This is a genomic window from Nostoc sp. UIC 10890, from assembly GCF_054786515.1.
Map to the genome: position 1 here is coordinate 23,561 of NZ_JBSGKF010000015.1, position 3,749 is coordinate 27,309.

Annotated in this window: 3 protein-coding genes and 1 pseudogene; 1 reads left to right on the forward strand and 3 read right to left on the reverse strand. The window is 44.4% G+C overall.

What is annotated here, in order from left to right:
• Positions 1-18 precede the first annotated feature (18 nt).
• Entirely contained in the window at positions 19-681 is a 663-nt protein-coding gene (locus ACWATR_RS36770; protein ID WP_460344278.1) for an SUKH-4 family immunity protein, read from the forward strand.
• 633 nt (positions 682-1,314) lie between these two features.
• On the opposite strand, the gene ACWATR_RS36775 is transcribed toward ACWATR_RS36770, so the two are convergent.
• From ACWATR_RS36775 to ACWATR_RS36785, 3 genes and pseudogenes are all read right to left on the reverse strand, one after another.
• A complete protein-coding gene (locus ACWATR_RS36775; protein WP_460344281.1) occupies positions 1,315-1,503 on the reverse strand; it encodes a hypothetical protein in 189 nt (62 codons plus the stop codon).
• A gap of 40 nt (positions 1,504-1,543) precedes the next feature.
• Positions 1,544-2,746: a hypothetical protein gene (locus tag ACWATR_RS36780; RefSeq protein WP_460344284.1), complete on the reverse strand. Its 1,203-nt coding sequence runs from the start codon at positions 2,744-2,746 to the stop codon at positions 1,544-1,546.
• Between the two features lie 104 nt (positions 2,747-2,850).
• Positions 2,851-3,749: pseudogene (locus ACWATR_RS36785) on the reverse strand (hypothetical protein); the annotation flags it as partial.

The window sequence follows — 3,749 nt, forward strand, 5'->3', positions numbered from 1 at the left end:
TATAAACCAGTGCTAATTATGATTTCACAACAAGAAATGATTGATGCTTTTGGTCAAGAGGATTTAATATACGCAATTCCTGAAAGGTTATTGAAGATTGACCTTCCTCAAGAAAGTAAAGGATTTATCTTAAACACGGGGTTTCCATATGTAATTGATTACTTTAGATTCTCAATGGATTTTGAGTCAATTTCAGAAGACATTGAAATTGGAGAATCGGTGAAGAATTTAAACCACCTCTTCACTATTGGTTGTCAAAGTCCTACTCCATTAGTAGGAAGAATGGTGCATCTCAGTGAAATTGGTTTAGATAGGAATGCTAGCTTATCAGATATAGGTAAAAGAATGAGGAGTTTAGGTATTGAGTATGACGATGATATTATATTATCTTCAGAAGTCACCCAATCTTATCGAATATGCCTTAATGTCAAAAATCAAGGGGAAATAATATCTATTATTCCAAAAGATTTGTCAATTATTTTTTTGAACTCAAGCATTCAACAACTTGCAGCTTCACTAATTGCCTATAGTAGGAACATCTTATCAGAAAAAGATTTTGGAGAAAGAATAGAAAATTTTCAAAAAGAACTTACAAGAATAGATTCAAAAGCTTTAGCTAGTGAAGAAAACCTCTGGTCAAGTATTATAGAACGATTAATAAGGGATAGCGAGGGTTACTAACGAATGGCACTAAGAAAACCTGAGACTCTTGCTGTGGCTGGGTGTAGGGGTGTAGGGGTGTGGGGTGTAGGGGAGAAGAGTTAATTTATAAGTATTACTTGGTTTTCAGTTCTTTCCCTTACACCCCTACCCCCTTACCCCCTAAAAGCCAGCTATATTAAGGGTTTGCGCTTAACTTAGTGCCATTCGGTTACTAACAAAATTGTATCAATTCTCTAAAATGGTAGAATTTGCTAGATAATCAAATAGAAAATGTAAAACAAACCATAGCGCAAAAAACGATGCTTTGGTTTTATTGATCGAAATCAAGGTTTAAAACCTCACCCCTTGTAGGCGAAATAATCCTTGTAGCACCGTTAAGTATAGCGACCTCTTTCAGCAATCACACCACTCAACCATTTCTCAGGATTTTGGGCAGATGTAGAACGCTACTCCATCATCGGATACCGCCGCATCATCTCCGCCACCGCAACCGCCTCACTATCCGGCGTATACACAGCGTCCCCCGACATCGCAATCACAATCCTCTCCTTCCGCGCCCACTCGAACCAAGCAATCACACCAGATTTAACCTGTGCAGACTCCGGTTTCCTGCCCTCCCTGCAAGCAGACACAAATACAGCCTCCGGGGACTTAACCCCCTTCCAAGTCCGCAGTGCCTCTTTCAAGCAAGCAATCGCCCCTGGCACATTCGCCCAATACCGCTTGACTGTGCGCTCTCATCTCTCCGTTTAGCCGAAACTGTGGAGTACAAGGAATCTCCCGTAACTGCTGCAATACTTCCTGAACCTCCTGCTGGCTGGGCTGAACTGATTTTGCCATCAGATCAGGCAGCGATCGCTTTCAGTCTTGCCGCACTGCCTTACCCTTGCTCCCAATCAACCAACACCCCATCCACAATCGCAATCCCCCACTGCGGAAACTTCACCAATAGTTTTTTAATCACAATCTGCAAAGCCGGATCGTCATTCCAACACTCTAGCAAAAAGTTAAACCCCGGATTCTGCCCCGAATTGCCTGCTACTTTGAGTTTTTGCATCCGCTCAGGTCGCATATTTGACCGTGCAACAATCGCCTCGTGCGACCATTTTTCAGGATTTGGTACAGACGCGGCGGAACCTTCACCCTCATTAACTGTTTTGATTTCTACATGCAAAACCAAGTTTTCAGCCAATAACGAAGTTGAATTTCCCTGTTTTACAAGCTCTAGTGTTTGATTAGCGATCGCAGAATTTAAAAATTTTTCATTTTGAGCGACGGGCGCGGCGGAACAAGCACCTTCATGAGAGACTACCGCCTCAACACCACAATTCTGGTTTTCAGCCAGTAACGAAGCGGGATTACTCTGTGCAGCATCCACAAGCGCCAGCGATGTACAGTCCATTGCCACAGGCAATTCTTCCTTATTCTCTGACACGCTTTCAACAGTCTGAGGCGAAGCGCCCCCCAAGGGCGCACTCGCCATCTCCTCCTCATGTGAAATCCGTGTAAGCGTGTCAGAGAAACATCTCACCAACTCATTTGATGAGTTGGTGAGATGTTCTTGAGCAGTTCGTGAGGGTTCACAGAACCCTTGCTCTGAATCACTTTGACCTGAGATAGATGCTTTATACAAAGCACTCATTTCTTCACAGCCAGCATCTTTCTCTGAATCCCCAGCATTTGGTTCTCGTTTTAGAGAATCTGGTTGTTGATTTTCCAAATTGGCTTTCTCCCAAAATTCCTTCATCCGGCTACCATGCAAATTCTTCACCATCCAGACAACGGTTTCTCGGCTATCCTCTATGGACTTGTCCGGCTTAAAAATGAACAACCCGCTTTCAGAGAGAATTTTCTTCGCAGAGATAAAAGTACTGTACCCCAAAGCAGAAGTCAGAGGCATCCACCGAGAACCGTAGGGGTCAGCAGTCCAACACTCTTGCCACAATTGCGTAACTGATGGCTTTTGCTGCGAAGCCCACAACATATCTTCAATCGGAATAATCACATGAAGCCGCTTGTATGGGGATTCCTTCTTACTAGCAGCAGCCTTTTTCGGTTTGGGACGAGTAATAGTTGCAGTCATTGTACAATCTCCTGTTATGTTGACGCACGGAAATTTCCCCCAGTGTGATGCGGGGCAAGGTATTGTATTTGGTTGTTTAAAAAGTTACGGATATTATTGAAAGCCTATTGAGGTTGCCAGAATCGCAATTCGTCTCGGAAATACCTATCAGTCTTTTTCGATTGCTCCTTCCAACAATCCCATGCCACCACTACTTCCTCGCCCAAATCCTCTACAACTTCACCCCTCTCGACATACAAAGTGCGATATGGGTCAGCATGGGCAACGATAGAGCCAAGTCCGATTGTGTCCGGTTGAGAGGATGCGTTCTGGAGTGTGGTAATTAAATCTGTTTCCTGGGTGGTAAGTTCTGCCCAATAGTCTGATTTAATCACCTCATATTCTTGTGCCACTGCCCAATAGTCCTGCCAAGTACACCCAGGTTTAGCTAGTACTGCCCTAATATCACTAACCGCTTGGGGCAGCATTTCTAGTTGTTCGGCTCGATATGCGATCGCAGTTGGTGTTGGCTCACTTCCCAGAATTATCGCCGCAGCTTCGAGCGCTTGGGTGTTGTTCATAGCACTGGCAAGATTCTTCAACGCCATGCCCATCAGTCGTAAGCATTCGGTGGCATTCTCTTTGGGTGGTTCAACAGCTAGCGATCGCAAATCAATGGTTTTCTCTAGAGCTTGCTTCACTTGCTTGTTCAAAGCTTTGGTCGCTTGCTGAGTCATAGTATTTCCCCACTGTTGAACCGGATGCTGTTGTACGGCGTGTTCTAGCTCCTGAATGCGCTGCTGGAGTTGTTGATTCTCAGCTTCTAACTGCCGTAGCGATTCCATCTCCAAGAGCCGTTGCTGCAACTGAACATTTTCTTCTTTCTGTTGCTTGAATAGTTGTTGCAGAGATTGGATTTGCTCTTGCACTTGTTCTTCGGCTTTGGCTGTGGCCTCTGTTTGCAAACCAATCCTCATTTCTTGGGAAAGTCGCTCTAGTTCTTGTTTATGGCGTTCTTCAATAG

What these genes read in the sequence shown, in the direction of transcription:
- ACWATR_RS36775 (WP_460344281.1), bottom strand. Translation starts at nt 1,503, where the DNA reads ATGGCAAAATCAGTTCAGCCCAGCCAGCAGGAGGTTCAGGAAGTATTG.
- ACWATR_RS36770 (WP_460344278.1), top strand. Translation starts at nt 19, where the DNA reads ATGATTTCACAACAAGAAATGATTGATGCTTTTGGTCAAGAGGATTTA.
- ACWATR_RS36780 (WP_460344284.1), bottom strand. Translation starts at nt 2,746, where the DNA reads ATGACTGCAACTATTACTCGTCCCAAACCGAAAAAGGCTGCTGCTAGT.